The 26,831-nt window shown below is 52.7% G+C and carries 22 protein-coding genes; 16 read left to right on the top strand and 6 right to left on the bottom strand.

The genetic code is table 11. The annotated features are described in order from the left end of the window. Window positions 1–73: 73 nt before the first annotated feature. The 6 genes from pcnB (at window position 74) to BUA28_RS09550 (ending at window position 5,670) form a co-directional block, all read left to right on the top strand. The gene (pcnB, locus tag BUA28_RS09575) at window positions 74–1,480 is read left to right on the top strand and encodes a polynucleotide adenylyltransferase PcnB (RefSeq protein WP_072767896.1); all 1,407 of its coding nucleotides are present in this window, start codon (window positions 74–76) and stop codon (window positions 1,478–1,480) included. 9 nt (window positions 1,481–1,489) lie between these two features. Next, window positions 1,490–1,999 (top strand): 2-amino-4-hydroxy-6-hydroxymethyldihydropteridine diphosphokinase, encoded by a 510-nt coding sequence (gene folK, locus BUA28_RS09570; protein WP_072767895.1) that lies wholly within the window; start codon window positions 1,490–1,492, stop codon window positions 1,997–1,999. Further along, window positions 1,999–2,640, top strand: coding sequence for a deoxynucleoside kinase (locus tag BUA28_RS09565; protein ID WP_072767894.1), 642 nt, complete (start codon window positions 1,999–2,001; stop codon window positions 2,638–2,640). Before folK ends, BUA28_RS09565 begins: the two co-directional genes overlap by 1 nt. Before the next feature lie 69 nt (window positions 2,641–2,709). Then, window positions 2,710–3,501 carry a 3-methyl-2-oxobutanoate hydroxymethyltransferase gene (panB, locus tag BUA28_RS09560; RefSeq protein WP_072767893.1) on the top strand — a complete coding sequence of 264 codons (792 nt, stop codon included), beginning with the start codon at window positions 2,710–2,712 and terminating at the stop codon, window positions 3,499–3,501. Between the two features lie 14 nt (window positions 3,502–3,515). Next, on the top strand, window positions 3,516–4,355 hold the full coding sequence (gene panC, locus BUA28_RS09555) for a pantoate--beta-alanine ligase (RefSeq protein WP_072767892.1): 840 nt from the start codon (window positions 3,516–3,518) through the stop codon (window positions 4,353–4,355). Window positions 4,356–4,920: 565 nt separating this feature from the next. Further along, on the top strand, window positions 4,921–5,670 hold the full coding sequence (locus tag BUA28_RS09550) for a Crp/Fnr family transcriptional regulator (protein ID WP_072767891.1): 750 nt from the start codon (window positions 4,921–4,923) through the stop codon (window positions 5,668–5,670). 140 nt (window positions 5,671–5,810) lie between these two features. On the opposite strand, the gene BUA28_RS09545 is transcribed toward BUA28_RS09550, so the two are convergent. Then, window positions 5,811–8,648: an aconitate hydratase gene (locus tag BUA28_RS09545; protein WP_072767890.1), complete on the bottom strand. Its 2,838-nt coding sequence runs from the start codon at window positions 8,646–8,648 to the stop codon at window positions 5,811–5,813. Window positions 8,649–8,801: 153 nt separating this feature from the next. After that, window positions 8,802–9,614: an SDR family oxidoreductase gene (locus BUA28_RS09540; RefSeq protein ID WP_256598287.1), complete on the bottom strand. Its 813-nt coding sequence runs from the start codon at window positions 9,612–9,614 to the stop codon at window positions 8,802–8,804. Window positions 9,615–9,982: 368 nt separating this feature from the next. On the opposite strand from BUA28_RS09540, the gene BUA28_RS09535 reads away from it, so the two are divergent. Beyond that, window positions 9,983–10,705, top strand: a complete 723-nt coding sequence (locus tag BUA28_RS09535; RefSeq protein WP_072767889.1) for an esterase/lipase family protein — start codon at window positions 9,983–9,985, stop codon at window positions 10,703–10,705. A 17-nt stretch (window positions 10,706–10,722) separates the two neighbouring features. Further along, a complete protein-coding gene (locus BUA28_RS09530; RefSeq protein ID WP_072767888.1) occupies window positions 10,723–12,180 on the top strand; it encodes a hypothetical protein in 1,458 nt (485 codons plus the stop codon). A gap of 44 nt (window positions 12,181–12,224) precedes the next feature. On the opposite strand, the gene BUA28_RS09525 is transcribed toward BUA28_RS09530, so the two are convergent. The 4 genes from BUA28_RS09525 to BUA28_RS09510 all read right to left on the bottom strand — a co-directional run bounded on the left by BUA28_RS09525 (window position 12,225) and on the right by BUA28_RS09510 (window position 17,047). Next, window positions 12,225–13,676 (bottom strand): bifunctional 2-methylcitrate dehydratase/aconitate hydratase, encoded by a 1,452-nt coding sequence (locus BUA28_RS09525; RefSeq protein WP_072767887.1) that lies wholly within the window; start codon window positions 13,674–13,676, stop codon window positions 12,225–12,227. 320 nt (window positions 13,677–13,996) lie between these two features. Further along, window positions 13,997–15,154: a bifunctional 2-methylcitrate synthase/citrate synthase gene (prpC, locus tag BUA28_RS09520; protein ID WP_072767886.1), complete on the bottom strand. Its 1,158-nt coding sequence runs from the start codon at window positions 15,152–15,154 to the stop codon at window positions 13,997–13,999. Continuing rightward, complete coding sequence (gene prpB / locus BUA28_RS09515) at window positions 15,147–16,040, bottom strand: methylisocitrate lyase (protein ID WP_072767885.1); 894 nt, start codon at window positions 16,038–16,040, stop codon at window positions 15,147–15,149. Before prpB ends, prpC begins: the two co-directional genes overlap by 8 nt. A 23-nt stretch (window positions 16,041–16,063) precedes the next feature. Next, a complete protein-coding gene (locus tag BUA28_RS09510) occupies window positions 16,064–17,047 on the bottom strand; it encodes a malate dehydrogenase (RefSeq protein ID WP_072767884.1) in 984 nt (327 codons plus the stop codon). Between the two features lie 393 nt (window positions 17,048–17,440). Between BUA28_RS09510 and sdhC the strand changes: the two genes are divergently transcribed. From sdhC to gltA, 8 genes are all read left to right on the top strand, one after another. Beyond that, window positions 17,441–17,818 (top strand): succinate dehydrogenase, cytochrome b556 subunit, encoded by a 378-nt coding sequence (sdhC, locus tag BUA28_RS09505; protein ID WP_072767950.1) that lies wholly within the window; start codon window positions 17,441–17,443, stop codon window positions 17,816–17,818. Then, a complete protein-coding gene (sdhD, locus tag BUA28_RS09500; protein ID WP_072767951.1) occupies window positions 17,812–18,168 on the top strand; it encodes a succinate dehydrogenase, hydrophobic membrane anchor protein in 357 nt (118 codons plus the stop codon). The genes sdhC and sdhD overlap by 7 nt, the downstream gene beginning before the upstream one ends. Next, window positions 18,165–19,928 carry a succinate dehydrogenase flavoprotein subunit gene (sdhA, locus tag BUA28_RS09495; RefSeq protein ID WP_072767883.1) on the top strand — a complete coding sequence of 588 codons (1,764 nt, stop codon included), beginning with the start codon at window positions 18,165–18,167 and terminating at the stop codon, window positions 19,926–19,928. The genes sdhD and sdhA overlap by 4 nt, the downstream gene beginning before the upstream one ends. A 223-nt stretch (window positions 19,929–20,151) precedes the next feature. After that, window positions 20,152–21,666: a glucose-6-phosphate dehydrogenase gene (gene zwf, locus BUA28_RS09490; protein WP_072767882.1), complete on the top strand. Its 1,515-nt coding sequence runs from the start codon at window positions 20,152–20,154 to the stop codon at window positions 21,664–21,666. A gap of 79 nt (window positions 21,667–21,745) precedes the next feature. Beyond that, window positions 21,746–24,229 (top strand): glycogen/starch/alpha-glucan phosphorylase, encoded by a 2,484-nt coding sequence (locus BUA28_RS09485; protein WP_072767881.1) that lies wholly within the window; start codon window positions 21,746–21,748, stop codon window positions 24,227–24,229. A 157-nt stretch (window positions 24,230–24,386) separates the two neighbouring features. Continuing rightward, window positions 24,387–25,082: a succinate dehydrogenase iron-sulfur subunit gene (locus BUA28_RS09480; RefSeq protein ID WP_072767880.1), complete on the top strand. Its 696-nt coding sequence runs from the start codon at window positions 24,387–24,389 to the stop codon at window positions 25,080–25,082. Next, on the top strand, window positions 25,079–25,312 hold the full coding sequence (locus BUA28_RS09475; protein WP_072767879.1) for an FAD assembly factor SdhE: 234 nt from the start codon (window positions 25,079–25,081) through the stop codon (window positions 25,310–25,312). The genes BUA28_RS09480 and BUA28_RS09475 overlap by 4 nt, the downstream gene beginning before the upstream one ends. Before the next feature lie 201 nt (window positions 25,313–25,513). Then, window positions 25,514–26,815 (top strand): citrate synthase, encoded by a 1,302-nt coding sequence (gltA, locus tag BUA28_RS09470; RefSeq protein ID WP_072767878.1) that lies wholly within the window; start codon window positions 25,514–25,516, stop codon window positions 26,813–26,815. The last annotated feature ends 16 nt before the right edge of the window (window positions 26,816–26,831 follow it).

The raw sequence follows: 26,831 nt of genomic DNA, 5'->3' as shown, positions 1-26,831 counted from the left end.
CTGCATCACTTAACCCCACCTTCTTGATGAATTCGCCTGCGCGAGACTTATTCAGAGGCTTCCTGATTTCGTAATGATCCGTAAACTGCTCCGCCGCGTCTTCAGCCGCAACTCATCTGCTCCCGTCCCTTCTATCCGCTCTTCTTCCGCCGAGTTGCATATCATCCCGCGGGAACAACATGGCATTATGCGCGGCCACATCAATCCCTGTGCGCTGAAAGTAACATCAGGCCTGCAGGAAGCGGGATATTCCGCTTTCGTCGTCGGTGGCGCCGCACGTGACCTGCTTCTTGGACTGGAGCCGAAAGATTATGATATCGCCACGAATGCGACGCCTGAGGAAGTACGCGCCATTTTCCGCCGTTCGCGCATCATTGGCCGTCGTTTTCGGCTGGTGCATGTGATGTGCGGAGCTGAGACAGTGGAGGTTTCCACTTTTCGCGGGAGCACATCCGCGAGCGAGGTTGAAGGAGTAGTAGCCGAGCCGCACGCTGACGAGCATGGGCGCCTTCTGCGAGACAATATATTTGGTAGCCAGGAAGAAGACGCCAGGCGGCGGGATTTTACCGTCAATGCATTATTTTTTGATCCTGTCCACGAAGAAATCTGGGACTACCTGAATGGTTATGACGATATCAAGGCACGACGCTTGCGCATCATCGGCGACGCCCTGCGCCGATATCGCGAAGATCCGGTACGGATGCTGCGGGTAGTTCGGCTTTCTGCAAAGCTCGATATGCAGATTGATCCGGCGACCGCCGAGCCGATTGGCGATCTTGCTCCTTTATTGCGAAATGTGCCGCCGTCGCGGCTATTTGACGAAATGTTGAAATTGCTTCTGTCCGGTCACGCGCTTACCTGCGTGACCGATTTGCGTAAACGCGGATTGCATCACGGCTTGTTGCCGATGCTGGACGTCATACTGGAGCAGCCGCTGGGTGAGCGCTTTATTACGCTCGCGCTCAAAAATACCGATGAGCGTGTTCGTCAGGAAAAACCGGTTTCCCCCGGTTTCCTGTTTGCAGCCCTGTTATGGCACGAAGTACTCGCGAGGTGGAACGTTCGTCAAGCTGCGGGGGAAAAATTGATTCCTGCTTTGCATCAGGCGATGGATGACGTGCTGGCGGTACAAAATGGAAATCTTGCGATCCCACGCAGGTACGATGCCGTCATGAAGGAAATCTGGGCGATGCAACCGCGCTTCATAGGCAGGTCAGGACGCAGGCCATTTCGTTTACTGGAGCATCCGCGTTTTCGCGCCGCATATGACTTCATGTTGCTGCGTTGCCAAAGCGGCGAGGTCGACATGGAGCTCGGGAAATGGTGGGAAACGTTCCAGCATGCCAGTACCAGCGACCGTGAAGCCATGCTTTTCAAGGACGAGGCGAAAAAGAAGCGCCGAAGAAGCCGCGGCCGCCGAACATCCGCCTCCGCCGATGCCCCGAGTCCCGACAATGCAGTTGCGGACGAGCGGGAATAGGTCGGTATCATGAATCGTATGTCAGATCGTCACGCCGTTTCCCAGGCATATATCGGATTAGGCAGCAACCTGGATAATCCGGCCGCGCAGATACGGAAAGCGTTTGAGGAGTTGGCGCGCCTTCCATCAAGCCATCTACTGGCGCATTCCTCGCTTTATCGCAGCGCGCCACTGGGAGAGGCCAATCAGCCTGATTTCATCAACGCCGTGGCGCTGATCGAAACTGCGCTCGCCCCCCATGATCTGCTCAAAGCCCTGCTTGAAATCGAGCATTATCATGGGCGCGTGCGTGAATATCTCAACGCGCCGCGAACGCTTGATCTCGACATACTGATGTATGATGGGCTGCAATGGGACGAGGATTGCCTGATTCTGCCGCATCCGCGCATGCATCAAAGGGCGTTTGTGCTGCAACCGCTTCGGGAAATTGCACCGGACTGCCATATTCCCGGGCGCGGTTCTATTGCTGAATTGCTGGCTGCGTGCGCTGGACAGCAAGTCGAACGAGAGCAAGCGTAGTGAAGCTGGAAGAATATCGCTACATTGTGGTGGAAGGGCCGATAGGCGTGGGCAAAACCAGTCTGGCTCGGCGTATCGCCGGTCACCTGGGCAGCGAATTGCTGCTGGAGAAGCCGGGCGAAAACCCGTTTCTGGCAAAATTCTATGATGATATTCCCCGCCATGCGTTATCGACACAACTGTTTTTCCTGTTCCAGCGGGCCAATCAATTACAGGGCCTGGCGCAAATTGATATGTTCGCCAAAACCACTGTCAGCGATTTTCTCCTCGACAAGGACCCGCTTTTTGCCAGGCTGACCCTGAGCGATGCCGAATATGATCTGTATCGGAAAATTTATCAGCACCTTCAGCCCGAAGCGCCCTCGCCCGACCTGGTGATTTATCTGCAGGCGTCGCCCGCGACGCTGATTGAACGGGTGAAGCGACGCGGCAGCGCTTTTGAAAATACTATTACATCCGAATATTTGTGCCGGCTGACCGAAAGCTATACCCGTTTTTTTCATCAGTACGAAGATGCGCCATTAATGATAATCAACAGTGAAAATCTCAACTTTGTCGATAGGCAGGCGGATTTTGATCTATTGTTGAGGCAGGTGGAGCAGATGCGCGGCCCTCGGGAGTATTTCAATCTCGGGATTTAGCCAGGCCGATAGCAATATCAGGTCATTTTCAACCGGGACTATCCGACGCACTACATCAGGAGCTCAAGCATGCGCACCACACAGGACGCTTTACAAAAGATGCGGGATGATGGGGAGAAAATCGCGATCCTCACTTGCTACGATTCAAGCTTTGCGGCTTTGCTGGAAAATGCGGGTGTTGATATCCTGCTTGTGGGCGATTCGCTGGGTAACGTGCTTCAGGGAGAGGAGAGCACCCTCCCCGTTACGCTCGATGACATGATCTATCATACCCGTTGCGTCTCACGCGGTTCGACAAAGGCATTCATTATGGCTGACATGCCTTTCGGCACGTCTCAGGTAAGCCCCCAGGACACTTTCGAGAACGCCGCCGAGCTGATGGCCGTGGGAGCAAATATGGTCAAGCTTGAAGGGGGTTCCGTCATGGCGGAAACCGTTGAATTCCTGACTCGTCGCGGTATTCCGGTTTGTGCCCATATCGGCTTGACACCTCAATCCGTTCACCAGTTAAGCGGCTATAAGGTGCAAGGCAAGACTGACCACCAGGCAAAACAGTTGCTGGAAGACGCGGTCGCCCTGGAAAACGCCGGCGCCGCAATGCTCTTGATGGAAGTGGTCCCCGCTACGCTCGCGAAAAAAGTTACCAAGAAACTGTCCATTCCCACCATCGGTATCGGGGCCGGGATAGATTGCTCGGCGCAGGTACTGGTGCTGTATGACATGCTGGGGATCTATTCCGGCAAGAAAGCCAGGTTCATGAAAAATTTCCTGACCGACGCAAACGGGATACATGAAGCAGTTGAAAATTATGTCAGGGCGGTGAAAGCTGGAGAATTTCCCGGGCCGGAGCATGCATTCTGACTCGTGGGTTGAGCATGGAGCTTGTTGCCGATATCTCATCCTTGCGGGCGCGCCTCAGGCATGAACCTTCCATTGCTTTTGTGCCGACCATGGGCAGCCTGCACGAAGGCCATCTGTCGCTAGTGCGTCTTGCACAGCAAGAAGCGGATTTTGTAGTGGTCAGCATTTTTGTCAACCGTCTGCAATTCGCGCCGGGAGAGGATTTTGATCGGTATCCCCGGGCTCTGGCCGATGACTGCGAACTGCTGAAAAATCACGGGTGCGCCAATATGGTTTTTGCACCTGGGGAAAAAGATCTTTATCCTGTGCCGCAGCAGTTCATGCTGGATCCACCACCGGTAGCCAATATTCTCGAAGGTGAATTTCGCCCCGGGTTTTTCCGTGGCGTAGCCACGGTTGTGCTGAAACTCCTGAATATCGTGCAGCCCCAGGCAGCGGTATTCGGTAAAAAAGATTACCAGCAACTGCACATCATGCGTGAACTGGTGCGGCAGTTGAATTTGCCGGTGGAGATCGTCGCAGGAGAAACGGTACGCGCACCGGACAATCTGGCGTCGAGTTCTCGTAATCGCTATCTGACGAATGAGGAACGCGCCGAGTCAGCACGGCTTTATCAGGTGCTGCTGCAGGTGAAGCAAGGGATAGAGAACGGCAATAGAAATTTTAGTGGATTGGAGGAAAACGCAAAGAAACTGCTTAACGAACACCATTGGAAAATTGATTACATTGCCGTGCGGCACCGCGATACGCTGGCTCCACCGTGCAAGGAAGATGAAAACTTGGTAATACTGGGAGCGGCCCGACTGGGCAAAACCCGGTTGATAGACAATCTGGAAATTTCTGTCAAAAATTGAATGAAGAGAGTAAGTCAGGCGATCAGTGCGTACCGGACTGACAATAGGAACGATGCGACCAACCTGAAGCATCGAGGAACGTTTGCCTCGCATACGCGACTAATTAAACTCATTTTATATGATACTAAGCCTGAAGCTCTTCCCTGGTGCTACAGAAGCCATTGATTTTATAGTAAATTTATCTCGTCTCTATTTAACGACATATAATACATACTTATTATCAAAGGGTTATAGTTAGAAGCTCCATTTATGTTGCTTACAGGCAACATAAAAATACTGTCAAATTCCATTTTTTTCTTCTGATTTTATACAACCAGCTGTTTAGCAAGGAGTAATAAAACCTGGCACGATAAATGCTTTTATATAGCAATTGCATTACCAGCGTGAGGTCTGTTGTTAATCGAGCGCCGAGAATTTATCCTCCGGCTGGGGTATGTTCGGAGGAAGAAGCGTGAAGCGCGTCAATTCAGGGTCAGCGGATCCCCGCTAAACAGCGTCACCATAGTAGTGTCATGAGCGAAGGGTACACTTCGGCGGCACAGCCTGACATAAAAGAGGTCTCATTATGTTTCCACTGCACAGCCCGAAGCAAAATCGCATTCTCGCCGCCCTGCCGCGAGAGGATTATGGACGGCTCTTCCCATTTCTTGAGTTCATATCGATGCCGTTGGGAAAAATAATTCATGAGCCTGGTTCGCCTATTACTTATGCATATTTTCCAACCACCAGCATTGTTGCGCCTTTGTACGGAGTAGAGAACGGGGCGTCCGTGCAACTTTCAATAATCGGTAATGAAGGGTTCACCGGTATTTCGTTTCTGTTAGGCGGCGGCAGCATGGCAGCCGGCGTGGTAGTGCAAAGCGCCGGAGATGGCTACCGGGTAAAAGCGAACGTGCTGAAAAAAGAATTCGATTTGAGGGGCAGGTTACAGCACCTGGTACTCCGTTTTACCCAGGCGCAGATTACTCAAACAGCGCAGAACGCTGTTTGCAATCGCCACCATAATATAGAGCAGCAGTTATGCCGTTTCCTGCTGATGAGCCTGGATCGCTTGCCGGGCCATGAGTTGAAAATGACACATGAGCAGATTGCAATCATGCTGGGCGTCCGCCGCGAAAGCGTGACCCAGGCTGCTCTCAAGCTGCAAACGATAGGTGCAATCCACTACAGCCGAGGCCATATCACGGTTGTGGATCGTGAAGAGCTGGAAAACTCGGTATGTGAATGTTATACGGTGGTAAACGGCGAGTATGACCGTCTGCTATGGAACGACCCCCATCCCTTTCCTGCTCGGGATCTGGATCTGGTTGTGTGAAACACAAGCCAAAACATGAAAGAAGAGTTGCGGGCTGTAAATTGAGGAGAGCCCCGGACTACTTCAGCGAAAATCAGGTTTCGCCCTCCCCAACCTGATTTAAGCTGAGTAGTCCGGCTTGTCGCGTGTGATACAGGATGCTAACCTGTCATGAGTTCTCTGAGAACGTAAGGTAATATACCGCCGTGCAGGTAATAGTCCACCTCAATAGCCGTATCAATCCTGCACAGTAGGTCGATTTTCCGGCTTGAACCATTTCCGTCGCGAATGACAAGTGTCACGTCCTGCTGCGGGCGGATATCGTGCAAATCCAGCAAATCGAATTGTTCATCACCTTTAATGCCGAGCGACTGAGCGCTGTCGTCCCCTTTGAATTGTAACGGCAATACGCCCATGCCAACCAGATTGCTGCGGTGTATGCGTTCGAAGCTCCTGGCAATTACCGCCTTGACGCCGAGTAGCTGTGCTCCCTTTGCAGCCCAGTCGCGGCTTGATCCCGCGCCGTATTCTTCTCCTCCAAATACCAGCGTCGGTACACCGTCTGCGACATATTTCATGGCTGCATCGTAAATGCTCATCTGCTGACCATCAGGATAATGCAGGGTTATGCCCCCTTCGCTGCCGGGTATCATCAGATTTTTGATGCGTACATTAGCGAAGGTACCCCGCATCATTACGTCATGATTCCCGCGGCGCGCGCCATAACTGTTGAAATCAGGCTTTGATACGCCACTTGCGAGCAGGTATTTTCCCGCGGGGGACGTGTCCTTGATGGCACCGGCAGGACTGATGTGATCCGTAGTCACCGAGTCACCGAAAATGCCCAGGACGCGCGCATTCCGTACCTCGCCGATCTGCCTGGGCTGCATGGAAAAATCTTCGAAGAACGGTGGCTCGGCAATATAAGTCGATTTTGGCCAAGTGTATACTTGACCTGAAACCGATGATACGTCATTCCATAACGGATGATCCTTGGTTAAATTGCTGTAGAGCCGACGGAACGTTTCCCCATTGGTGGCGAATTTCATCAGCGCGTGGATCTCGTCCTCGCGCGGCCAGACGTCTGCAAGCAAGACAGCTGTCCCATCCTCCGCAAAACCCAATGGCTCAGTCGTCAAATCCCTGAGCATGGTCCCGGCAATGGCATACGCCACTACCAGCGGTGGAGAAGCAAGGAAATTTGCGCGGATACTGGAGTGAATTCGCGCCTCGAAATTGCGATTGCCGGATAGTACCGCGGCACACACCAGATCATTCGTCGCCATCGCTTCCTCGATCGGTTCGGATAGCGGACCCGAGTTGCCGATACAAGTGGTACAGCCATAGCCCACAAGATTAAAACCAAGTTTTTCCAGATAGGCCAACAAACCGGTGGCCCTGAGATATTCCGTCACCACGCGCGATCCAGGTGCCAGCGAAGTCTTGATATGCCGCTTTACCGTCAGTCCTTTTTCCACCGCCTTCTTTGCCAGCAGGCCGGCTGCAAGCAGCACACTGGGGTTCGAAGTATTAGTGCAGGAGGTAATCGCCGCAATCACCACATCCCCGTGGCCCAGATCGAATGGGCCGTTCGATATGCATACCGGCGCTTCGTCCGTATCAAGTATCGGACGATTGCTGACCATTTCCGTAACATTCCTTGCGCTCCCCAGTTGCAAGGGAATGTTCTTCTGCCCTGAGCCGACAATGTGAGCCTCCCTGCCCATCTCTTTGTCATTACAACTGCGCACTGGATGGCGCAGATTCAAATCCGCCGCACTTTTACCATAACCGCTTTCCATAACGGGTTTGGTAAAGAGTTCGGTAAACCTGGATTTAATGTTGTCGATTTCAATGCGGTCCTGAGGGCGCCGAGGCCCTGCTAGCGAGGGCGAGACTGTTCGCAGGTCAAGCTCCAGCTCACGTGTGTAATCGATGTCGCCCTTGCGGGGTGTACCGTACATCTCCTGAGCCTGAAAATAGGATTGAAGGGCCGTAACTTCCTCGTCGCTACGCCCGGTACCGCGGAAGTACTCGATGGTGGCGTCATCCACGGGAAAGAAGCCCATAGTGGCGCCATATTCGGGCGCCATATTGGCGATAGTGGCGCGATCGGGCACCGTTAACGACGCGGTACCTTCGCCGAAAAATTCTACGAACTTGCCTACCACGTGAGCTTTGCGCAACATCTCGGTAACGGTCAGCACCAGATCGGTGGCGGTGACGCCGTCACGCAAACGGCCTGTAAGATTTACTCCAACCACGTCGGGAGTAAGAAGATAAACCGGCTGTCCCAGCATTCCGGCTTCCGCTTCGATCCCACCGACGCCCCAGCCTATGACTCCGATGCCGTTGATCATAGTAGTATGTGAATCCGTACCGACCAATGTATCCGGATACACCACGCCATCTTTCTGGTGTACTCCACGGGCGAGATACTCCAGATTCACCTGGTGTACGATACCGACGCCGGGGGGCACTACCTTAAACGTGTCGAATGCCTGCATGCCCCATTTTATAAATTCATAACGCTCGTTGTTGCGGCGGAATTCCATCTCCATGTTGAGGTTGAGCGCCTGATCGTTACCGTAGTAATCAACCTGAACTGAATGGTCAACCACTAGATCAACAGGTACCAGCGGCTCGATGAGCTTTGGGTTCCTGCCCATTTTTTCCGCCACACCACGCATTGCCGCCAGGTCGACCAGGAGCGGTACGCCGGTGAAATCCTGTAGCAGGATGCGGGATACCACAAAGGGAATCTCATCCATCCGCGCTGCATTAGGTTGCCAGTTGGCTAGCCGCCTCACATGGGCTTCCGTAACTTTCTTGCCATCGCAATTGCGCAAAACCGATTCCAACACAATACGAAGGGAAACCGGTAGACGCGAAATCTTGCCCACGCCCGATGCTTCGAGCGCAGGCAAAGAATAAAATTTTGCTTTCCTGCTCGCTGAAAGAGCAACTTCCTTTTGTGTATTGAATAGGTTGTGAGTCATGATACTCCTTAAAAAGTGCCGGATCGGTCGAGCCAGGATTTGCAGAAATCATTCCCACGGCACGGATCAGAATTTGCGACCTCTGAACTGAGCGTACCAAACTGAGCGGGTCATTTGACGATTCTCAATCAAGATCACTTGGCGATATCTTTGCTATTTTTTTGTCTTATATTCTGCAATATCAGTTTCGATTACGCTTTCGGAAAAACTCTGGTAGGCAAGCCCGATGCGTTTGGCCATTTTGTCGGGAAAAAGATGGAAATCTCCTGATTTCAGTGCGGCGATTATACCTTCCGCAACAATCGACGTAGGCTCGGCATTTCCACTCAAGCCAGCCGTATCGGACATGTCAGTGGCAATAAGGCCGGGATGCACGCTGAGCACTGCTGTGCCCTGTTGAGCCAACAACTCGCGCAACGCCTGTGTGAGAGAGTAAGTGGCCGCCTTGGAAGCGGAGTGCGTCGCAAAGTTCGAAGCGCATTTCAATGATGCAACCGAGTTGAGCTGGACGAACGCACCGCCCCCATTCGACTTGAGAATGGGAGCAAAGGCTTGCGCCATGAGAATTAGCCCGAATACATTGATCTTCATTGCCAGCTCAAGCGAATCTATCGCGTCGCTGTCCAGCGGGGTTGAAGCCTTAAAGACAGCCGCATTATTAACCACCACCTGAACATCACTCGTTCTATCCGCCAGCGCTGTGATAGTCTCCGGTTCAGCCAGATCCAGCTGAACTGGCTCCACCATGTCGCCGTAATGCTCGGTCAGGGGTATGGCAGAATCCAGGTTGCGAACCGCAGCATAGACTTTCGTTGCTCCGTGATGCAAAAAAGCATCGACTATCGCGTTACCTATTCCGCGATTCGCTCCCGTAACAAGCGCTATCTTGCCTTTGATGTCGCAGGTTATTTTCATTTTATGTATAACACTGGCGTAACGTGAATCAATGCCGATCCGGGTAACCATGAACACGTGTTCAATTATATTCCGCTTGAACCCTTCCGCGCAGGTCTTATTCAAAGCGTCCTTATTCAGAGCTTCCTATTTCCCGCGATCTTGGGCCGTTGAGGTTCTGGATCCAACCAACGCTTGTATTCAGTGGAACAAGAGGAAAAGGTTAGTTTATCATTGGAGCCCGGAAGAGGCTGCTTTCCTTGATCAATAATGTTAATGGCATAACCCGCTAAATACCGCTTGAATCCCGAAAATTGTCTAGTATGAAGAAGAGGATGGTGATAACGCAGTTCTGCCTGTGCCTGGGCAAAGCGCGCTATGCTGCAAACTTTGCCGCTGATGTGGATGCGGCTCGCCAGGTTTTCTTATAAGAACATCTTATGGCACACCCCACGCTGGCTCTGTTGCATGGCTTTCTCGGTTTCTCACATCGAGGGCCTATCGAATATTTTCGCGGCGTAAAAGGAGCGTTGCGCGATATGCATATTACGCCCCTTATCCCCGAAGTGCCTTCCGCTGGCACCGTAGCCGAGCGCGCAGAGACGCTTGCCTCAAAACTTCTCTGCGGCAACACATCTACCTTTGCCTTGTTGGCGCATAGCATGGGTGGGCTTGACGCCAGATACCTGATTACCTATCTAGATCCGGACCGTCGCATAAAAAGCTTGCTTACTGTTTCCACACCACATCGCGGCAGTCCATTGGCGGCATGGATGCTCGAAGCACGCGGACCAATTCCAGCCTGGTTCCGGCATATTGGCCGCCCGGCGCTGGATGAGTTGACCCCGAAGGCATGCGCAGCCATGTCTATCCCGGACCGGGAAGATGTAAATTACGCTTCCTACGCGAGCTGCCGCCGTGCTGACGAGCTTCCTTTCTGGCTCAAATCCTATGGGCGCATTATTTCCGAAGATAACGACGGAATGGTTCCGCTTAGCTCCGCGCAATGGGGAGAATTTCGTGGCACCCTGCGCGCGGATCATGTGGAGATGCTCGGATGGAGCCTGAGTTTGCCAGATATTCGGTCCGCGCGGCCTTTCGATCACCTCCCTTTCTGGACCCGGGCCGCCGCTGAGGCTATGGCTGCGGCGGAGGAAAAATAAGCTGAAGAGGAAATGGCATGGATCAGAATGAAGATAAACAATGGCGCATGGTTTGGTATGACTGGCTTATATTTCTGCTGCCGTCGCTTTTTTTTATCAGCCTTGGGCTGGAATCGGCCCTTGGTTCCCCCTTGCGTCCGGATGGAACGCAGTATCAGGATTTCCGCGCTATCGCACACTGGTTTGACCCAGTGTTCTTTCAATACAACCTGGTCATGTCATTGCTGGTGGTGATGGTCGTGCCCTCGCTCGCGCTAAGCTATACGCTAATCATGACAGACCGAAAGGAGCGCCGGTTGCAACATGAGGTCCCGGCTGAGCGTCGGGGCGAAATCCGCAGAAGAATGGGGCGGCGCGCTTCATTTGGCGAATATAGGGGTAGCGTCTGGTTGACTACGACAGTGGTGATGCTGGGCGTTTCCATACTGCTATTGTTCAAACCTGTCTCTTCGCCGGGCGGTATGGGCGTCGACTTCAGTCTTGGCGCAAACATGTTGACAATGGGACCTTTCGCCGAGTTATACGGAAAAAATCCAGACTCATATTATTCTCACCTGATCCGGAATCAGATCGCTTTCCAATTTGGCTTCCTGGGCGCTTACGTCTATTTCATCGGCTCAGTCGTGCGTGCGTACTTCACGTTGGATTTGACTTCTCTCACTTTCGTCGATGGCGCCATTCGTATGATCGTTGCAAGCATACTGGCGCTAGTGCTCTCCTTCGCCTTCGACCTTGCTCTCCCCGAGGAGCTTATTTCCGCTCCTGCCGCATCCGATACACGCGGCGGCGATTCCATTAAATCTTCGTCCACTATCGAGCCTAAGTCCGACACCCCGGCTTCAACTGCTCGTGCTGGCGAGGATGCGCAGGGAAATTCCAAGCGCCATCCCAATGAGATAGAGTCAACAATCCCTGCAGGCTTGAGCATGCTTCCCGTCGTGGCCTTTTTCTTTGGCTTTTACCCCAAACGCGCATCACTGGCGATCGAGCGCGTGGCGCTCAAGGTAATGAAAAATATTATGTCCGAAGGCAGCTACCGTGCGCTTCCACTCTCCATGCTGGCGGGAATGAGCTATTCCCATGAGTTGAGGCTGGAACGAGAAGGTTTCGATAACATTGAAAATCTGAGCAGTGCCGATGCCGTGGATCTGGCGGTACGCACCTATTTCAGCTACGGCCAGTTGAAGCAATGGATAGACCAGGCCTGGCTTGCTGCTCACTTGCGCGAAGATTATCCTGACTTCGTCCGTCGCACGGGTATCGGAAGCAGTGACGAGTTGCAGCGCTTTTTATCCACGTGCGATGGTGCAAAGGTCGATGGCGTTGAACAGCTGGTAGCAGGATTATCGGCGGACCCAACGGCAAGCGCGTCGTGGAAGTTGCGGCTTACAGCGCTTAAAATATTGCTGAATATAGGCCCTGCTCCGGGGAAAGATTGCAGAAATCTGGCCGAAACCGGGCATGAACCGGGCTGATATTGTGCTTGCCCTTGCACCATTCCCTGAAGGAAAATCTCGGGCTAAACCACAAACATATCGACAAATTCATTGACCGGTGTTGCTTCCAGCTTCCTTTGGTCGAGGCAGAGGTCAATGATTGCCTTTTGTTGCTTTGCCTGGAAACGGCGCGCAAGGTTGATTTTGAATTTTTCTTCAAGTAGCGGGATGCCTTCGCTGCGGCGAAACCGATGACCAATGGGATATTCCACCACAACTTCATCCAGTTTGCTGCCGTCTTTGAATTCCACCGTCAGGCCGTTGGAGATAGCGCGCTTTTCAGGATCGTAATAGTCCCTGGTAAATTGCGGATCCTCGACACACACCATTTTTTCGCGTAATTCATCGATTCGGGGATCGGCAGCAACATCATCCTCATAATCGGCAGCGGTAAGTCTTCCAAAAATAAGCGGCACCGCAGCGATGTACTGAATGCAATGATCGCGGTCCGCGGGATTGCTGAGCGGCCCTTTCTTGTCGATGATGCGAGTCGCAGCCTCGTGAGTGCGGATTATGATTCTCTTGATATCAGCGATCCGCTCCCTCACAAGGCCGTGCAGTTGCATCGCGCATTCTGCCGCTGTCTGGGAATGGAATTCGGCGGGAAAGGAAATCTTGAATAATACGTTTTCCATGACATACGAACCCCACTGTTTGACCGGCCTCGGGAATTTGAACGATTGCCCCTTGAACAATACATCGTAAAACCCCCAGATCCTGGCCGTGAGTGCCGAAGGGTAGCCCATTTCTCCTCTAAGAGTAATCAGCGCTAGCCAGACGGCTCGACTGGTGGCATCACCCGCTGCCCAGGATTTGCGCGAGCCGGTATTGGGTGCGTGACGGTAAGTGCGCAGCGATTGTCCATCCACCCAAGCCTGTGAAAGTGCATCCACGATCTGGTCACGGCTGCCGCCCAGTAAATGCGTCACGACGGCGACGGATGCAATTTTCACCAATACGACATGATCCAGCCCAACCTTGTTGAAACTGTTCTCCAACGCAAGGCAACCTTGGATTTCATGGGCCTTGATCATCGCCGTCAGCAAGTCGCGCATGATGAACGGTTTCTCTCCCCCGGCCACAGCCTTGCGCGAACACCAGTCGGCCACGGCAAGTATGCCGCCCAGGTTATCCGACGGATGACCCCATTCCGCGGCCAGCCAGGTATCGTTGAAATCGAGCCAGCGTATCATCGTGCCGATATTGAATGCCGCCTGTACCGGATCGAGCTCGAATCGTGTACCGGGAATTCTCGCTCCGTCCGGCACCGTGGTTCCGGGAATGAGCGGCCCCAGCAGTTTGGTGCAAGCCGGGTAAGTAAGCGCTTCCATCGCACAACCCAGCGAATCCATCAGGCACTGACGCGCGGTATCGTAAGCAAGAGTGCTGGGGATATGGCGACCAACAACGTAATTCGCGATGTCCACCAGCACTTGATCGGGTTGGGGGCGAATATTGGAGACCTGCAATGACATGATTATTTATCGGAAGAACGGGTCATATTATAAAACCTATCATCTAACAGTAAGTATTTTTTCCCGCTAATTGAAATCCAAGGTCTTTTCTAAACTATTTAAACGCTGGATAAATGAGTGATGGGAAGGACGTGGTCTTCCTGCAATGGAAGCAAGAAGCATCCTGCATTCCTTGTTTGCCGCACCTTTATTGCTTAGGTTTTACTGCAGTACTCATTCTTAATCCAGAGGCTATAGTCTTTCAGTTGCGAAGCTCTCATTCCCCATGAGCGATTAATGGGTACCAAAATATTTTTATGATCCTGGTAATTAAGCTAGTTCTACGCCCGCACCGAAATCGGCACAAACTCCCGCTCCTCCGGCCCGATGTAATTCGCAGAAGGCCGAATAATCTTGTTGTCCACCCGCTGCTCGACGATGTGCGCGGCCCAGCCGCTGGTTCGTGCAATCGCAAATAGCGGTGTGAACATCGCTGTCGGTACACCCATCATGTGATAGCCAACGGCGGAGAACCAGTCGAGATTGGGGAACATTTTCTTTATATCCCACATTACCGTTTCCAATCTCTCGGCAATACTGAACATTTCCGTATCGCCCGCTTCTACTGAAAGTTTCCTCGCAACCTCCCGGATGATCCTGTTACGCGGGTCACCACTTGTATATACGGGGTGGCCGAATCCAATGATGATTTCCTTATCGGTTACACGGCGGCGGATGTCCGCCTCGGCCTCATCCGGGCTGGCATAGCGCGTCTGGATATCGAATGCGACCTCATTAGCGCCGCCATGCTTGGGGCCGCGCAACGCGCCAATAGCGCCGGTGATTGCCGAGTAAAAATCGGACCCCGTGCCGGCAATCACGCGAGCAGCAAAAGTGGAAGCGTTGAACTCGTGCTCGGCGTACAGCACCAGCGAAGCATGCATGGCCTTCACCCACGACTGAGGCGGTGGTTTGCCGTGCAGCAGACGCAGGAAATGTCCACCTATGGAATCCTCATCAACTGCCAATTCTATGCGGCGATTATTGTGGGAGTAGTGGTACCAGTAAAGCAAGATTGAGCCGAGGCAGGCCAGAAGCCGGTCCGCCAGATCGCGCGCGCCTTCGACGGTATGTTTCTCCGCCTCCGGCAATACCGTGCCCAATGCGGACACGCCGGTACGCATCACATCCATCGGATGAGCAGTTGCCGGGATCGCTTCCAGAATGGTTTTAATGCCGGCAGGCAGATCACGCAGGCTTTTGAGTTTCTCCTTATACGCGGCCAGTTCGCCCAGCGTGGGCAACTTCTCATGCACCAGCAGATAGGCAATCTCTTCGAATTCACAGTTGTCGGCCATGTCGAGAATGTCATAACCGCGATAATGCAGGTCGTTGCCGGTTCTGCCGACGCTACAGATGGCGGTATTTCCCGCTATCACACCTGACAACACCACGGATTTCTTGCTTCTGGAAGGAGTACTTCCGGTGGTCTTATTCATTTTCAGGCTTTCTGGATTCGGAAAACATGTTATTCAGTTTCTCCTCGTAGGCCTGGTAATCGAGAAAGTGATATAGCTCGGCGCGAGTCTGCATAGCTTCAATCGTCTTCTTTTGGGTGCCTTCGTTGCGTATTGCCCGGTACACATTCAGGGCAGCGGCACTCATGGCACGAAACGCGGATAGCGGATAAAGCACCAGGGAAACGTCTGCCTTGGCCAATTCCTCCACCGTATAAAGAGGCGTCGCGCCGAACTCGGTTATGTTCGCCAGGACCGGCACTCTCACCACTGCGGCGAATCGGCGGTAGGTGTCCAATTCAATCACGGCTTCCGGAAAGATCATATCGGCGCCCGCTTCCACACAAGCGCAGGCCCTGTCCATGGCAGATTGCAGACCTTCGACCGCCAGTGCATCCGTGCGCGCCATAATGACAAACTCGGGATCGGTCCTGGCATCGACCGCAGCCTTGATACGGTCCACCATTTGCGCCTCGCTGACGATCATCTTGCCCGGAAGATGGCCGCAACGCTTGGCCTCGACCTGATCTTCGATATGCATCGCCGCTGCGCCGGCTTTAATCATTGATTTAACCGCGCGGGCGACATTAAGAACGCCACCGAAGCCAGTATCCGCATCCACCAGTAGCGGCACATCGGTAATATCCGTGATGCGGCGTACATCGGTCAGCACATCGTCCAGCGTCGAAATGGCAAGATCGGGCACGCCCAGCGACGACGCCGCCACGCCGCCGCCGGAAAGATAAAGCGCTTTGAACCCGGTACCGGCGGCCAGGCGCGCCGCATACGCATTGATGCAACCCGCAACCTGCAGAGGCTTCTCCTCGGCAAGCGCGGCGCGAAAACGGGAACCAGCGGAGATGATCATAAAAGCTGAAAAATCAACTGGGATTATCCGAGCGAATGCTTCACCGAATCTCGCTCATCCACCAGTTCCTGATAGGTGGCCTGCATTTTTTCCTTGCTGAATTCGGTGATCTCCAGATCAGGAACGATATGGTAGGCCCCCTTCTTGCAGACCACTGGAAAACCATACATAACACCATCAGGAATCCCATAGCTGCCATCGGACGGGATGCCCATGGATACCCAGTCATTTTCTGGCGTGCCGAAAACCCAATCACGGATATGATCGACGGCGGCATTAGCGGCGCTTGCTGCGCTCGACATGCCACGCGCCTCGATGACCGCCGTACCACGGTGCTGCACGGTAGGGATAAAATAATCTTCTACCCAGGCAGGGTCGTCGATGAGGGAAGTGGCCTTATCGCCGCCAACCTCGACATGATTCAAGTCGGGATATTGGGTAGCGGAATGGTTACCCCAGACGATCATTTTTCTTACGCTGCCAACCGATTGTCCAAGTTTGTTGGCAATTTGTGATAAGGCGCGATTATGATCCAGCCTCATCATTGAAGAAAAATTGGCCGGCTTCAGGTCAGGCGCGTTTTTCATGGCGATGTAGGCGTTGGTATTGCAAGGGTTGCCCACGATCAGGACTTTCACGTCGCGGCTGGCAACTTCATTCAGCGCCCTGCCCTGTCCGATGAATATGGCGCCATTTGCTTCCAGCAAATCTTTACGCTCCATGCCCTTGCTGCGTGGACGCGCACCCACGAGCATTGCGATGTCGGCGTCGCGGAAAGCGGATTTGGGATCATCGGTGATGGTTACGCCGGCCAGCAGCGGGAATGCGCAATCATCGAGCTCCATTACGACCCCCTTTAGCGCAGGCAATGATGGTGGTATGTCCAGCAATTGCAGGATGACAGGCTGGTCCTTGCCAAGCATGTCTCCCGCAGCGATGCGAAACAGCAGACTGTAACCGATCTGGCCGGCTGCACCCGTGATCGCCACGCGAATAGGATGATCCATTCCTGCACTCCTGTAGGTGAGTTGCCGGGACAAGAAATTTTCTGGAATTTACCACGCATCCGGCATGCTTGTCTAACGTGCTCAGGTTCGAAATTCAGTCATCACCGGAGAGCATGCGCTTGCCGTCATATTCGCATTTTTATGCTCAAGCATCCTGCTCGATGCGAAGGATTTAAAAAAAGAATCTTTTTAATACATCAAATAATTCCGCTTGGAAAAATATTGGGCGCTGCTGCCAATTCAAATTCGTTGGGGATTCCTTTAGGCTGAATTCGAATGTAATGCCTTATTTTTTTTAGGGATTATTTATGAAGAGGCTTAGGTTGTGCCGCTCGATATAACGGTCTACACTAATCCGTGGATGCAGAATCCGATGTTACGGGAGAGCAAAAATTGCAGAGAAAACGTCCCAAGTATCTTAATCTGCTGGAAATCAGGCAGCCGCTTCCTGCCATCATCTCGATCCTGCATCGCTTGAGCGGAGCGCTGCTGTTCTTTCCCGGCATTCCGCTTCTCCTTTGCGGCCTTGACCTGATATTAAACTCACCACAAGGCTACGCTCAATTCCAATCGTTTCTGACAAACCCGCTTTTCAAGGTGGCGTTAACACTTTTTTTGTGGTTTTTCCTGCATCATTTTTGTGCCGGCATTCGCTATCTGGCGCTGGATCTGCATTATGGCGGCAAGCTGGAGCAGGCGCGCCTCACCAGCAAGATAGTGCTGGCCATAGGGATCATTCTCACGCTACTGATGGGGGCATGGATATGGTAAAGCGTGTCATAACCGGCGCTCATTACGGTCTGCGTGACTGGCTGGCTCAGCGCATCACCGCAGTGGTCATGATTGTCTTTACTCTTTTACTTGCGACAATATTTATGATTTCGCCGCCACATGATGAGGCGTCCTGGAAAGCAATATTCAGTAATCGGTGGATGCGGACCGCCTCCTTCCTGTTTCTTGTCAGCCTCTTCTGGCATGCATGGATCGGGATGCGCAATATCCTGATGGATTATGTTCACCCTACCGGCATTCGCCTGACGCTACAGATACTGGTCATCCTGTCCCTGATATTTTATACGATCTGGTCTGCGGAAATTTTGTGGGCCTTGGAGATGGCATGACGACGAGTAAACGAAAATTCGACGCGGTAATCGTGGGCGCCGGGGGCGCCGGTATGCGTGCGGCATTACAATTGTCCGAGGCGGGACTCAAGGTAGCCGTGCTATCCAAGGTTTTCCCCACCCGTTCCCATACGGTTTCTGCGCAGGGTGGTATTGCCGCGGCGCTCGGAAATGTCACGGAGGATAACTGGCATTGGCATATGTACGATACCGTGAAAGGCTCGGATTATCTCGGCGATCAGGACGCTATCGAATTCATGTGCCGCCAGGCCAGCGAAGTTGTGTATGAGCTGGAGCATTTCGGCATGCCGTTCGATCGCCTGGAGAGCGGAAAAATTTACCAGCGTCCCTTTGGCGGCCAATCACAGAATTTCGGCGGCGCACAGGCAACGCGCTCGTGCGCCGTGGCGGATCGCACCGGCCACGCCATGCTGCATACGTTATATCAGCGCAATGTACAGGCCAACACCCAGTTTTTTGTTGAATGGATGGGGCTGGATCTGATTCGTGATGAAGAAGGGGATGTGTGCGGCGTGGCAGCGCTGGACATCGAAACCGGTGAAGTCATGCTCCTGCAAGCAAGGGCGACGCTATTCGCGACCGGTGGCGGCGCTCGCATATTCAGCGCCAGCACTAATGCATTGATCAATACAGGCGATGGTCTCGGCATGGCAGTACGTGCCGGCATCCCCCTGCAGGATATGGAATTCTGGCAGTTTCACCCTACTGGCGTGTATGGAGTCGGCATACTTATCAGCGAAGCGGTGCGCGGCGAAGGCGGCTATTTGCTCAATAAAAATGGCGAGCGCTTTATGGAACGCTACGCGCCTCACGCTAAAGACCTGGCCAGCAGGGATGTGGTATCGCGTGCGCTGACCATGGAAATAAAAGAAGGCCGCGGCTGCGGCAGGGATGCCGACCATCTGCTGCTGAAACTCGATCATCTCGGTGCGGATGTGATCAAGGCGCGACTGCCAGGCATTCGTGAAATCGCCATGAAATTTGCCCATACAGACCCGATCCGTGATCCGATCCCAGTGGTGCCTACCGCGCACTATATGATGGGTGGCATTCCCACCAATCTTTATGGACAGGTGGTTGCGCCGTATAAAACCGGACCCGAGGAAGTCGTGCAGGGGTTTTATGCCGTGGGGGAATGCGCTTGTGTATCCGTACACGGCGCCAATCGCCTTGGAACCAATTCGCTACTCGATATCATCGTTTTCGGCCGTGCCGCGGGCAATCAGATCATCGAGGATTTGAACAGGCATCCGCATCACAAACAACTGCCTGCCGATGCCGCCGACAAAGCGCTCACGCGTCTTGACCGCCTGAACAACCAGAAGGATGGTGAGAATGTGGCGCAAGTAAGCGACGATTTACGCAAGACCATGCAGGCACATTGCGGCGTATTCCGTTTCCCGGACATGCTCAGGCAGGGAGTGGAAAAGATCGAAGAAGTGGCCAAGCGCGCCGGGCACACTGAGATCAGGGACAAAAGCAGGGTATTCAATACCGCGCGGGTAGAAGCGCTGGAGCTCGACAATTTAGTGGAAGTAGCCCTGGCCAGCATGATTTCGGCGGAAGCGCGCACTGAAAGCCGCGGCGCCCATGCGCGCGATGATTTTCCCAACCGGGATGACGACAAATGGCTCAAGCATACGTTGTATTTCAGCGCAGGCCGCCGGCTGGATTACAAGCCGGTCCGGTTGAAGCCGTTGACCGTGGATTCTTTCCCGCCGAAGGCAAGAGTCTACTAACGAAAACAAACAACCACGGATTTTAATTAAGCATCAACTGTTTTAAACGCATCAAAAATTGCAATAACGAAAGTCAAGAGCGTCCCATGTCAAACGAAAACCGGGTATAGATGGGACATTTAAGAATGGCCAGATAAGACAAAAATGGTCATGGCTGTCGCCAGTCATGTTTTCAGAATTTGCACCGCTTCGGCGCCAGCGATAAAACAAGAGGGAATACAGAATGAAAACTATTGAACCTTGCGTCTTGGTGATCTTCGGAGCGAGCGGGAACCTGTCGCGGCTCAAATTGATTCCTGCGCTGTTTCGACTGGACGTAGCCGGGCGTTTGCCCGAAAAAATGGCGATACTGGGTTGTAGCCTTGAACCATGGAGCAATGGTCAGTGGATCGCGGAGGTATCGAAGATGCTTCGGTCCAAATTTGCGGATGGCATTGATGAGCAGGCCTTCGAGCGTTTTAGTGCCCGCTTGCATTACCATGCCAACCCCCCGGGCAACGGCGATGCTTATCTCAGATTAAAGCAAGTATTGGAAGAAACCCCCGGCTTTCCACCTAACACCGTGTTTTACATGGCCGTTCGACCTTCGGCTTTCCCGGCGATTATCGACAAGCTCGGCGTGATAGGGTTGCTTAATCAACAGAGGGGCTGGTGCCGCGTGGTAATTGAAAAACCTTTCGGCTATGACTTGCTGAGTGCACAGACTTTGCAGGGGAGCCTGTACCGGCATTTGAATGAACCGCAAATTTATCGCATCGACCACTACCTGGGCAAGGGTACGGTGCAAAACGTAATAGTATTTCGCTTCGCTAACATATTGCTGGAGCCGATATGGAACAATCATTATATTGACCATGTGCAAATTACGCATTCGGAAACCCAGGGCATTGCCGGGCGCGCCGACTACTACGAGGGTGCCGGGGCGCTGCGCGACATGATCCAGAGCCATCTGATGCAGTTGCTCGCCCTGGTGGCGATGGAACCGCCGGTAACTTTGGCTGCAGAACATTTGCGGGACGAAAAAGTAAAAGTGCTGCAAGCAATACGGCCGATCACGCAAAATTCGGTACACGCCCATGCCTTTCGCGGCCAATATACCAACGGCATCATTGATGGCAAACCCGTTCCCGCCTATGTGGACGAACCCGGCGTGGCGCCGGACAGCGCCACGGAAACTTATGCGGCACTGAAGCTGTTCATCGACAATTGGCGTTGGGCTGGCGTACCGTTTTATCTGCGTACCGGCAAACGCATGGCGGAAAACAGTTCCGCAATTTGTATCCGCTTCAAGAGGCCGCCTCAGGATTTGCTGCGTCGAATGCACCAGGAGCATCACGAGTCATCACGCCCAAACTGGATCATGCTGGGAATTCAGCCCAATGACTCCTTGAAAATGGAACTTCAGGTAAAAGTGCCAGGATTTGATCTGACGACTCGCACCATCAGCCTGGATGCCACATACCGCAAGGAAAGCGAACAGGAACATGACGCCTACGAGGGCTTGCTGCTGGACGTGATGCAAGGCGATCATTCATTATTTCTTCGTATTGATGAGGTGGAATGGGCTTGGCGCGCAGTCGATCCCATTATCAAGGTATGGGCGATGGAGCGCGATTTCATCAACGGTTATCACGCCGGCAGTTGGGGGCCGCGAGGTACCTATCGCCTATTTGATAGTGACGATCAGTTTTGGCGCCACTCCCTTGACCCCGAAGGCGCTGATTTGCAAGCTTATTGATGCTGCCGTATCTGTTTTATGAAAGCAGTATCTTCTAATGGACATCTTTGTATTTATCGTAAATCCAACAGGATAAATCATGAATAATCCCTTAAAGCTTTCCATTTTTGACCATGAAAAAGTTGGTTTCGACACGGATTCGATCAAACACTCTCTTTCCAACGGCCTGACCTATTCGGTAGGCAAAGACACCATTACCGCTATCAATCGCGACAGATTCTTTGCTGCGGCCTATATGGTGCGCAACCGCCTGATCGACCGCTGGATGGAGACCATGCGCAGCTATTACATCAATGACGCCAAGCGTGTCTATTACTTTTCCCTGGAGTTCCTGATGGGGCGCACCCTGATGAATAGCGTACATAATCTCGGTTTTGATCAGCAATTCCGGGAGGCGTGCAATGATTTGGGGATCGACCTGGACAAAGTACGTGAAATAGAGCCGGATGCCGCGTTGGGAAATGGCGGCCTGGGACGTCTCGCTGCCTGCTTCCTCGATTCCATGGCGACACTCAGCCTCCCGGGTTACGGCTATGGCATTCGCTACGAATACGGCATGTTTGCCCAGCGTATCGAGGACGGCAGGCAGGTGGAGCATCCGGATAACTGGTTACGCTACGGCAACCCCTGGGAGTTCCCCCGCGCCGAGGTGTTGCATCAGGTCAAATTTCACGGTCGTGTGGTTCAATATGAAGATGAGAATGGTGTAGCGCGCTATCACTGGATCGATACCGATGACGTAATGGCGATGGCATTTGATACCCCTATCCCCGGCTATGGCACCCACACTGTCAACAACATGCGTTTATGGGCTGCGAAAGCCACGCGCGATTTCGAATTACGCTACTTCAACGAGGGCAATTATGTCAAAGCGGTGGAGGATAAGAACGATTCCGAAAACTTGTCCAAAGTGCTCTATCCCGACGATACCACGGCAATGGGGCGCGAACTGCGCCTGAAACAGCAATACTTCTTCGTATGCGCTTCACTGCATGACATCCTCTATCGCTATAACAAGTACCAGACCAATTTCGATGCCCTTCCGGACAAAGTCGCGATCCAGCTGAATGATACGCATCCCGCCATCGCCATTCCGGAGCTGATGCGCATATTGGTGGATTTGCACCGTCTCGACTGGGACAAAGCGTGGGATATCACGATCCGCACTTTCGCCTATACCAACCATACGCTGATGCCCGAGGCACTCGAAACGTGGGCGGTCACCCTGTTCGAGAATGTCCTGCCGCGCCATATGCAAATCATCTACGAAATCAATCGTCGCTTTCTGAAAGATGTGATGCACCGATATCCTGGCGATACCGAAATACTGCGTCGCATGTCCATCATTGACGAGGAAGGAGGCAGGCGGGTCCGCATGGCACATCTTGCCATTATAGGTAGCCATAAAGTGAACGGGGTAGCACAAATTCATACCGAACTGATGAAGCAGACCATATTTGCGGATTTCGACAGGTTTTTTCCCGGCAAGATCATCAATATCACCAACGGTATTACGCCGCGCCGCTGGCTGAATCAGGCTAATCGACGCTTGGCTGAACTTATTACTTCACGCATCGGCGCTGGCTGGGTCAAGAACTTGAGTCAGTTGAAAAATCTGATTCCGCTTGCCGACGAGGCTTCTTTCCGCGAGGAGTTCGCTGCCGTGAAGCGCGCGGACAAGGAGCGATTCGTCACTATGCTGAAGCAAAAGCACAACATTGATATCAGCGCAGATTCGCTGTTCGACGTCCAGATCAAACGTATTCATGAATATAAGCGGCAACTTCTCAACGTGCTGCATATTGTCACACTATATAACCGCCTTCGTGAGGATCCAGATGCCCACTACGTCCCGCGTACCGTAATTTTCGGTGGCAAGGCGGCGCCCGGCTACGCCACGGCCAAGCTCATAATCAAGCTTATCAACGACATCGCGGATATCGTCAATAACGATCCAAAGGTAGCCGGCCGTCTGAAAGTGGTATTCATACCCAATTACGATGTATCGACCGCGGAAGAAATGATTCCGGCGGCAGACCTCTCCGAGCAGATTTCAACAGCAGGTACAGAGGCTTCCGGTACCGGGAACATGAAGCTGGCATTGAATGGCGCACTCACAATCGGCACCCTGGATGGCGCAAATATCGAAATCCGCAACGAAGTCGGGGAGGACAACATATTCATATTTGGCCTCACGGCGGCGGAGGTCGCCGAGGCGAAAGTAAAGGGTTATCGTCCGTGGGATTTTTACCACGATAACGCGGAATTGCGGACGGCGCTGGATATGATCGCTTCGGGCTTTTTTTCCATAAGTGAGCCGGGCCGCTTTAAACCTATTGTAGATTCTCTCTTGCAGGGCGGCGACAAGTACATGCTGTTGGCGGATTATGCCTCTTACATCGCTTGCCAGGAAAAGGTTGCGATCGCATACCAGAATCAGGACGAGTGGATACGAAAGGCAATTCTGAATATTGCCAACATGGGTAAATTTTCCAGTGACCATACCATCATGCAATATGCCAGCAAGATTTGGGATGCAAAACAGGTCATTCCTGTCGAGTAAAGATTGACCGGCCAGTCTCAAATGTCTTTCCGGCTGGTCGGTTGTTTGCGTTTTTCTATCACGGGTGCTTGATGAGGAAACGTCTATGTGTTATCCCTTGCGTATCGCAAGAGTAGCGCCCGATATCTTCTTACATCCGCCGAAAGGTTAACAAACTATGAAATTCTCCATTTTTCGCTTCGATCCCGACAAGGACGAAAAACCTTATATGCGGGACTATGACATCGCGCTGGAACCGGCGGACAGGATGCTGCTGGACGCGCTCATCCGAATAAAAACCGTGGATGACAGCTTGAGCCTGCGGCGTTCCTGCCGTGAAGGGGTATGCGGATCGGATGGAATGAATATCAACGGACGCAACGGATTGGCGTGCATTACTCCAGTAGCCGGGTTGAAAGAGCCCGTGGAACTGCGGCCATTGCCCGGGCTTCCCGTGATACGCGACCTGATCGTGGATATGACGCAATTTTTCCAGCAATATCATTCGATCAAGCCTTACCTCATCAACAATGACCCCCCCCCGGAAACCGAGCGGTTGCAATCGCCTGAAGACCGGGCAAAGCTGGATGGACTATACGAATGCATACTCTGCGCATGCTGCTCCACTGCATGTCCTTCATTCTGGTGGAATCCTGATAAATTCGTGGGCCCAGCCGGACTGTTGCAGGCATATCGCTTTCTCGCCGACAGCCGCGACCAGGCCACAGCTGAGCGCCTGGATTATCTGGAAGACCCCTACCGCCTGTTCCGCTGCCATTCCATCATGAACTGCGTCGATGTATGCCCCAAGGAATTGAATCCCACCAGCGCCATCGGACGGATCAAAGATATGATGGTTAAAAGAACGGTATGAGGAAACTGGAGCGTGCCCGATGGCGTTGCCGTCGTGGCCTGCTGGAACTGGATATCGTGCTGCAACGGTTTATGGATGCGTATTACGTTAAACTGGATGAAGCCGAGCTCCGGCAATTTGAAATATTGCTGGATCTTCCTGATAATGACTTGTGGGATATGATCGCGCTAAAAAAAGAAGCGGAGGATATGAGACTGCAACCCGTATTGCATCTCTTGCGGACTATTTAATCTAAATCCGGCAGTTGATCGCTTATTTTTCAGTTTAGCGTTATGATCCATAACGACTTTTTTTATCACTTGGCCTTCACCTTTCTGGTGAGTTGGCTACGGGGTGGATTGAACACACTCCACCCTGCCCAACTACCGGATTTAGGTTTAATTGCATCATCGCGGCTTTTTTTGCTGAAAAGAAAATAAGGGGGGAACGACATGGAGCAAAAACATATAGCGACTCTCAATCTGGATAACGGCAATCATCCGGCTGAATTTCCTATCATGGCCGGCAGTATGGGCCCGGATGTGGTAGACATTCGTACTCTGCATGCCAAGAGCGGGGTATTCACCTACGACCCCGGCTTCCTGTCCACCGCCAGTTGCAGTTCCAAAATAACTTTCATTGATGGCGATAAGGGCATTCTGCTTTATCGGGGCTACCCGATCGAGCAATTGGCCAAGCGATGTGATTTCATGGAAGTGTGCCATTTGCTGATGAATGGAGAACTGCCGACCAGAAGTCAGAAGTCCGCGTTCGTCAAGACCATCAAAGATCATACGATGGTGCATGAGCAACTCGCGCGCTTTTTTACCGGTTTTCGCCGTGATGCCCATCCCATGGCGGTGATGGTCGGCGTAGTCGGCGCATTGTCGGCGTTTTATCATGACGCGATGGATATTTCCGATGCCAACCACCGTGAACTGTCGGCCTTCCGGCTGGTAGCAAAGCTACCTACCATTACGGCAATGACCTATAAATATAATATCGGCCAGCCTTTCGTATATCCGCGCAACGATCTTAGCTATGCGGAAAACTTCATGCACATGATGTTCGCCACGCCCGCCGAGGAATATAAGCCCAACCCGGTGCTTGCGCGAGCGCTGGATCGTATTTTGATCCTGCATGCCGATCACGAGCAGAACGCTTCCACTTCCACCGTGAGGCTTGCCGGCTCTAGCGGCGCCAATCCATTTGCCTGCATCTCAGCCGGTATCGCCTGCTTATGGGGACCTGCGCATGGTGGAGCAAACGAAGCCTGCCTGAACATGCTGGAGGAAATTGGGGACGACTCGCGCATCGGCGAGTACATCGAGCGCGCTAAAGACAAAAATGACAGTTTCAGGCTGGTGGGCTTCGGCCACCGTGTATACAAAAATTTTGATCCCCGCGCCAAGCTGATGCGCGAAACCTGCCATGAAGTGCTGAGCGAACTGGGGCTGCACGACGATCGCTTGTTCAAGCTGGCGCTGAAACTGGAGAAAATTGCGCTTGAAGACGAATATTTCATCTCCAAGAAACTTTATCCCAATGTTGATTTTTATTCCGGCATTGTGCAGCGTGCTTTGGGAATTCCAGTCTCCATGTTCACTGCCATTTTTACCATGGCACGCACGGTAGGCTGGATTGCCCAGTGGAACGAAATGATTTCCGATCCGGACTATAAAATAGGGCGACCACGTCAGCTCTATACTGGGGCCACCACACGAGATGTAGTCTCGATTGCGTTACGCAAGTAGTCTCGCTCTGCCAGCC

Source organism: Nitrosospira sp. Nsp11 (assembly GCF_900142705.1).
Classification (GTDB): Bacteria; Pseudomonadota; Gammaproteobacteria; order Burkholderiales; family Nitrosomonadaceae; genus Nitrosospira.
This window is presented reverse-complemented; position numbering and strand designations above follow the sequence as displayed.

What these genes read in the sequence shown, in the direction of transcription:
- pcnB (WP_072767896.1), top strand. Translation starts at nt 74, where the DNA reads ATGATCCGTAAACTGCTCCGCCGCGTCTTCAGCCGCAACTCATCTGCT.
- folK (WP_072767895.1), top strand. Translation starts at nt 1,490, where the DNA reads ATGAATCGTATGTCAGATCGTCACGCCGTTTCCCAGGCATATATCGGA.
- panB (WP_072767893.1), top strand. Translation starts at nt 2,710, where the DNA reads ATGCGCACCACACAGGACGCTTTACAAAAGATGCGGGATGATGGGGAG.
- panC (WP_072767892.1), top strand. Translation starts at nt 3,516, where the DNA reads ATGGAGCTTGTTGCCGATATCTCATCCTTGCGGGCGCGCCTCAGGCAT.
- BUA28_RS09550 (WP_072767891.1), top strand. Translation starts at nt 4,921, where the DNA reads ATGTTTCCACTGCACAGCCCGAAGCAAAATCGCATTCTCGCCGCCCTG.
- BUA28_RS09545 (WP_072767890.1), bottom strand. Translation starts at nt 8,648, where the DNA reads ATGACTCACAACCTATTCAATACACAAAAGGAAGTTGCTCTTTCAGCG.
- BUA28_RS09540 (WP_256598287.1), bottom strand. Translation starts at nt 9,614, where the DNA reads ATGGTTACCCGGATCGGCATTGATTCACGTTACGCCAGTGTTATACAT.
- BUA28_RS09535 (WP_072767889.1), top strand. Translation starts at nt 9,983, where the DNA reads ATGGCACACCCCACGCTGGCTCTGTTGCATGGCTTTCTCGGTTTCTCA.
- BUA28_RS09530 (WP_072767888.1), top strand. Translation starts at nt 10,723, where the DNA reads ATGGATCAGAATGAAGATAAACAATGGCGCATGGTTTGGTATGACTGG.
- BUA28_RS09525 (WP_072767887.1), bottom strand. Translation starts at nt 13,676, where the DNA reads ATGTCATTGCAGGTCTCCAATATTCGCCCCCAACCCGATCAAGTGCTG.
- prpC (WP_072767886.1), bottom strand. Translation starts at nt 15,154, where the DNA reads ATGAATAAGACCACCGGAAGTACTCCTTCCAGAAGCAAGAAATCCGTG.
- prpB (WP_072767885.1), bottom strand. Translation starts at nt 16,040, where the DNA reads ATGATCATCTCCGCTGGTTCCCGTTTTCGCGCCGCGCTTGCCGAGGAG.
- BUA28_RS09510 (WP_072767884.1), bottom strand. Translation starts at nt 17,047, where the DNA reads ATGGATCATCCTATTCGCGTGGCGATCACGGGTGCAGCCGGCCAGATC.
- sdhD (WP_072767951.1), top strand. Translation starts at nt 17,812, where the DNA reads ATGGTAAAGCGTGTCATAACCGGCGCTCATTACGGTCTGCGTGACTGG.
- sdhA (WP_072767883.1), top strand. Translation starts at nt 18,165, where the DNA reads ATGACGACGAGTAAACGAAAATTCGACGCGGTAATCGTGGGCGCCGGG.
- zwf (WP_072767882.1), top strand. Translation starts at nt 20,152, where the DNA reads ATGAAAACTATTGAACCTTGCGTCTTGGTGATCTTCGGAGCGAGCGGG.
- BUA28_RS09485 (WP_072767881.1), top strand. Translation starts at nt 21,746, where the DNA reads ATGAATAATCCCTTAAAGCTTTCCATTTTTGACCATGAAAAAGTTGGT.
- BUA28_RS09480 (WP_072767880.1), top strand. Translation starts at nt 24,387, where the DNA reads ATGAAATTCTCCATTTTTCGCTTCGATCCCGACAAGGACGAAAAACCT.
- BUA28_RS09475 (WP_072767879.1), top strand. Translation starts at nt 25,079, where the DNA reads ATGAGGAAACTGGAGCGTGCCCGATGGCGTTGCCGTCGTGGCCTGCTG.
- gltA (WP_072767878.1), top strand. Translation starts at nt 25,514, where the DNA reads ATGGAGCAAAAACATATAGCGACTCTCAATCTGGATAACGGCAATCAT.